This window comes from Vibrio sp. 3-2(1) (genome assembly GCF_963887575.1).
In the GTDB taxonomy this organism is placed as follows: domain Bacteria; phylum Pseudomonadota; class Gammaproteobacteria; order Enterobacterales; family Vibrionaceae; genus Vibrio; species Vibrio anguillarum.
This window is the reverse complement of record NZ_CAWPGB010000031.1, coordinates 1-5,851: the sequence shown is the minus strand read 5'-3', so window position 1 is coordinate 5,851 and position 5,851 is coordinate 1. Positions and strand designations below refer to the sequence as shown.

The 5,851-nt window shown below is 37.8% G+C and carries 4 protein-coding genes and 1 pseudogene; all 5 read right to left on the bottom strand.

The window, feature by feature from the left end; translation table 11 throughout:
- Window positions 1-226, bottom strand: a pseudogene (locus tag AACQ79_RS11090) (GNAT family N-acetyltransferase); the annotation flags it as partial.
- 144 nt (window positions 227-370) lie between these two features.
- Complete coding sequence (locus AACQ79_RS11085; protein WP_170899872.1) at window positions 371-970, bottom strand: pentapeptide repeat-containing protein; 600 nt, start codon at window positions 968-970, stop codon at window positions 371-373.
- A 136-nt stretch (window positions 971-1,106) separates the two neighbouring features.
- Complete coding sequence (locus AACQ79_RS11080) at window positions 1,107-1,571, bottom strand: GNAT family N-acetyltransferase (protein ID WP_094182984.1); 465 nt, start codon at window positions 1,569-1,571, stop codon at window positions 1,107-1,109.
- A gap of 664 nt (window positions 1,572-2,235) precedes the next feature.
- The gene (locus tag AACQ79_RS11075; protein WP_170899871.1) at window positions 2,236-3,303 is read right to left on the bottom strand and encodes a hypothetical protein; all 1,068 of its coding nucleotides are present in this window, start codon (window positions 3,301-3,303) and stop codon (window positions 2,236-2,238) included.
- A 609-nt stretch (window positions 3,304-3,912) separates the two neighbouring features.
- On the bottom strand, window positions 3,913-5,565 hold the full coding sequence (locus AACQ79_RS11070; RefSeq protein ID WP_170899870.1) for a TIGR04141 family sporadically distributed protein: 1,653 nt from the start codon (window positions 5,563-5,565) through the stop codon (window positions 3,913-3,915).
- Window positions 5,566-5,851 lie beyond the last annotated feature (286 nt).

Genomic DNA, 5,851 nt, shown 5'->3' with positions numbered 1-5,851 from the left:
TATCTTGGTAAATCATCCCACAAACCAAGGATTTTCCATCAGCATAATCATGCAATGAACTTTTGATAAAGCTAAGAAAAAACTCTTCATTGCTTGCATGAGGAGGCCAAGCTAACCATTGACTCAAATATTCTCGCTCTCGACTGACAATTTCAAGATAGGCCGAAGCATACTTGGGAGTAACCAAAGCCAGTTTCAGATCGGTATCAACATCCAATGTAAACATGATTTCCTCTTAAAAACATAACGCCCGGCTAAGGGGTTGACAACGCACCGCCAAACTCAAAAAACACACAGTAAACGCTGAACTTCAATTTTGCACTAAAGTCGCCACGCGTTGGCAATCCCTCTTGAGCCGTTTGTTAGGCTATTAATCCACCAATTCAATACCTAAGCTTTCTAATAAGCTCAACGCTTCATATCGTGAAAACTTAGCCTTTTTAACGTTATTTTCTAGTACGTCAATGGAGTATGCTGTTGATTCACGGAAATCAACCCCTTGCAAATTTGTTCTCATAAATAAACTGTGGCTAAAATCACTATAAATCATTATTGAACCTGCAAAGTTACCTTCACGAAAATCAACATCATGCAACTTACATTCATCCAAAACCAATTCATTTAAGGTCAGGCCAAAGAAAGACGAGTCATTTAAAATACAACGCTTAAAACTTAGCTCAAAGTCTGAATGATAAACTGGCCATGTCGCTTTCGTCCAATCAACGCCAACTAACTTACTGTCTTGAAATTTAAGCTCAAAGAGCTTTGAGTTTGTAAAATCCACCAAACTCAAATTACAGCGTTCAAATGTGCAGTTTGTGAACTTACATTTCTGGAACTTAACCGCTGAAAAATCGCAGTCGGAGAATTGGCAATCTTCAAACTCGACGTCGCTATATTTCTCATCAGGTGAGGAAAGCTTCTCAAAAGAAACGTCGAAATATTGCTCATTATTTTTTAAATCTGTCATCGTATCCTCTGAATAGCCTAACGCCCGGCTAAGGGGTTGACAACGCACTGCCGAACTCAAAAAACACACCGTAAACACTGAACTGCAATTTTGCACTAAAGTCGCCAAGCGTTGGCAATCCCTCTTGAGCCGTTTGTTAGCTGAATTTCTCCATGACAAAGTTGCACAGCTTTTGACCGCGAACTTCTATGGTTTGTTCTTCTATAACCTTGAAGCCAAATCTCTCGTAAAACGGACGAGCTGTAATACTCACCTCAGAGTAAAGCCTAGTAATTCCTTGTAACTCACCCACTCTGAGTACATATTCCATTAACTGGCGTCCGACTCCTTTACCTTGATGTTCATGATGACAAAAGAAATGATCAATTAATCCATTTTCTTGAAGATCACTATAACCAACAATTTTCCCATCAATTTCAGCCACAAAAGGTGACAGCAAGTTCATTTTTCGTTGCCAAATCTCTGAAGAAAAAACATCTGGAGCCCATGCTTCAACTTGGGCTTGTGAATAATCACGTAAGTTCACATTACGAACCGTATGATAAAAAATAGCCCATAAATCAAGCGCATCTGATTCTTGATACTTTCTAATTTCGATCATGCTGATATTTACCACCATTCAGCTAACGCCCGGCTAAGGGGTTGACAACGCACTGCCGAACTCAAAAAACACACCGTAAACACTGAACTGCAATTTTGCACTAAAGTCGCCAAGCGTTGGCAATCCCTCTTGAGCCGTTTGTTATGCAAATTCAATGAGATAAACTGAATTTACACGACCAAAAGCCACAATTGCAATGGTTGAGTGATTCAAGAATCAACCCAAGCAAGAACTGTGATAAATGAGCCGCCAAAACAAAGTCCACCTTTCAGCACCAAACCAAGCTTTTGTGTCAGGAAAACTCAACGAGCGAAAACTTCAGCAAGTACAAAATGCTCGATAAACTTGCCCTTTCCACACTTTGTGCCCACTGAATTTACAACGCGCCAACGCTAAAACTGATTGAGGCAAACAAAGAACCTTGCCTGTTTTACGGCTTGAGTAAACCATGAATTTTAGGGTAAAAATGCTCATTTGCCGACAACACAAAACGAATGGCCGGAGAAATCCCACAAGATTGAACCCCTAAGCATAACGCCCGCTTAAGTGGTGAGCAACGTAATACGATATTTCCGCACACCACCTAAATCACTAAACTTAACGCATGGTAAAAATGCCACACGTTGCGAATCCATCTTAAAGCGTTTGTTAGGTGTTTATGCACTTAAGGCCAACGAGTATTTCTAAATGCCCTTATGACTTGCTCACAATTATCCGGACTTTGCCCAGATAATTGTTGTTTAGCATGAAATTCAGTACCATTCATAAATGTGAGAAGGTACATAGAACGCTCTTTATTTTGAATGTTAAGACTATCAAACCAAGAATCCATCCAAAAACCCACTTTCTCTATTTCAGATTCAATATTAATGTTACAAGCTGCCGCTCTTCCTAGCAAAGTAGCATAAGATGCCATCTTATCTGTATATTCATCGATGGAAAAATAGTTTTCTTTCTTCACAGATTTATTATTAAAGTGATGAGCACTTTCATCTTTCTTATCTTTTTGAAGCTTTCCTATGCTAATAGAAAGGTTTTTCTTAGCTAACTCGATACTTTTTATTATAGAACTATATCTCTCTTGAGATCTACATTCAGAAGGCAAACTAAAAACCATAAATCTGTAATCTCTCAAAGCCACCAGATGATTAATATCTTGTGATTGAACTATTGATTCATTTATCTCATCAATACCCAACCTATCATTTTTTAGCACTTCATCATATCTATTATTGCAAGTCGCAGAAATTTCCTCTTTTCTTTTTCGAGACTCCTCAAGTATACGATTATTTTCTTTTTCCACTTCGGCCATTTTTATAGAATGATATATAGATGAAAGAAACTCTATTTTTTTCACAACATCGTCAAAGCCCTTTCTCAAACGACTACAAGTTTCCTTTAAATCTTGATTCTGTACATCCGCATTGCACAATCGATGAAAAACAGAATATTCATTTTCAACTTTATTGAAATAACTCTTACACAAAACTTCCAAATGACGCTTTGTTTTTGTATTTTCATCAAACCTTTCATTAAACGAGACAATATCATATGCATCATTATTTTTTATTTTTTCACAAAAACTTGAACCTTTGCTATAAACGACCCTACCTTTATTGTCAATTTCAAGAATTACATCTTCACCATAGCTTAATTTATATGGAGAAAAACTCGCCGCATTAGCATGCAAAGACACTAATAAAATCAAGGTTAAAACATATATAATTTTCATAAAATCGACCGTCCAAATAACACCTAACGCCCAGCTAAGGGGTTGACAACGCACCACCGAACTCAAAAAACACACCGTAAACACTGAACTTCAATTTTGTACTAAAGCCGCCGCGCGTTGGCTGTCCCTCTTGAAGCGTTTGTTAGGCCAACCAATTGACACCGGCACTTTCACAACCAAAGGACGAGCTTTTTTAAATTTAAAACAAACTAACCGATTCATTTATAAACCAAAACTTTAAATCAGCAAAGAAACAAAAAAACTCAAATTGAGCGGTTTGGAAGAAAAGTGACGAGCGTAGCATGCTCGGCGGACGTTTGGATGCTGAAGGTTATTTTGCCGCTAAATTCACAACGATAAGCAACCCAACGCGATCAAGAAACAGCAAATATGTGATGACTATTTATTGCTTAACTTAAGCCAGAAAACATTGAATTTACCGTTCAATTCAAACTCGATTTAGCTGATAAAAACTCACTTTGCCTAACGCCCGCTTAAGGGGCAGACAACGCTACTACCAAGCTTCCGCACAACACCGTAATCACAAATGCCAACGCATAATAAAAATGCCGCGCGTTGGCTGTCCCTCTTGAAGCGTTTGTTATGCAGCTACGCGGTTGGCTTAGCCTCTTTATCTACTCCTGCAACAGTAACTTTAAAACCTTTCTGAGTTAGATTTTCGAAAGTTTTAGTAAGATTGACTTTACTAAAGAACGGTAAGTTTTCTTTCAAACCACTAGAGTCTTCACCTAGGATTAAAAATACAACCTCAACAACTGTACTTTCTAACTTTTCCAAAGGTACTGTCTCGACAACCTTTGGAGAGACTTTATTACGGATAACGGAACGAGCAGCTTTTCTGAACTCGCGATCCCCTAACATTATTTCTGCAGCAATATTACCTTGTGCAAATAAATGGCTTAAACCTGCGGAACCACCTTTTCGGTGTTTTACATGAATAAATTGACTGTCTTCTGTGAGTAAGTCACATAGTTCAATCGAGGTAGTAGTTCTTCCACTTTTTACCAACTTCTTATCTAAGACAAAATACCCTTTTTCACTTGCAGCCCGTTCATTGTAGTCACCCTCCGTCTCAATTTTTTCAACAACCTTGCCTTTGTTCTTACCTGTTGTAGGAGTTTCTACCCAAGTATAAACTTTGGGGAAATCGAGGGATGTTACTTTAATCTTTGCAAGAGTCTTATCAATAGTGTCTACAAAACTATCCGCGATTTCGTACCATACACCAGAAAATAATATATATGTTTTCTTCAAATCTTTTATTTCAAAATAAACACAATCATAGACTTTATATTCTGTATCCTCTTCTTTCGAATCAAAGACATATAAACGGTCTCTTTTTAGAGAATCGATAGACAGGTTGCCAATATCTAAATTTGCGAAATAATCACCACTTTCAATCGTTGGCTTGACATTAGCTTTACTCCGAGTAAAGCTAAAACCACTAATCAGATCCCAGTCCAACATTTCAGGTATCGAAATTACTACATTTGGACAAGGTTTCTTAAGCTCATCAATCAACTTTTGGTTCAATGGTTCAATATCTTTTTTCTCTTCTAAGCGCCTAATATTGTCCACCCAAGCAAATGAGTCTTTGTAGTCTGAACTTTTGTAATGAGTGTAAATTTTATTTACCAAAGAAGGCATATCTTTGATTTCAATTTCTTTGCCAAAAGAAAATGTGGTTCCACTCCCAGAGATATTAAATAGCCCAACATTCACTTTAGGTGAACCAGTAACACCTCTTAGTAAGTCCTTGGAAATATCAATGCCAAACACTTCGACGCTAGTCGAACGTGAGGCTTGTGATTTTTTCTGAACGCCTTGCTCATCAAGTGTAACGACATCAATACTGCGAAGTGTATCGTGATTTAGTGTATTAAGAGCGGTTTTAATACCAAAATCTGTAACAAAACACCCCATGTCTAATAAATGTCTACCATAGCCAAAAGTGATCGCCATCGTAGCTTCACTTGCTTTGATCATTAACACTGCAGAGCTAGACCTATTTTGTAGCTCATTAATAGATATTGATGTTAAAGATTCAGCAAAACCAGCCCAGCTAGGTGGGCTAACTTTCGGAGTTTTGACGTACAAAACTCCTGATATTTCTAAAGAAGGCTTTAGCTCATAAGTTTCATAGTCAGCATTAGCTTTCAATAGCTTATGAAATGGTGAAGCTTTATGATCTTCATGGACTAAGAACACATTTAAGTGTTGATATTTAGCAGTATCAGACATTGGAAACCTTAATAAATTTAACTCGAAGCTGGTTATTTTAAAAAGAACATAAATGGCACTAACTTTCAGTATCGATGCCCATAAAATTGTTCAATTTGTGAGATCTGACTTAATTTCATTATCCATTATTGATCACAAGCTGATTTAGAGCGGGCTGCATAACGCCAGGCTAAGGGGTTGACAACGCACCGCCGGACTCAAAAAACACACTATAAACACTGAACTTCAATTTTGCACTAAAGCCGCCACGCGTTGCCAATCCCTCTTGAGCCGTTTGTTATGCAAA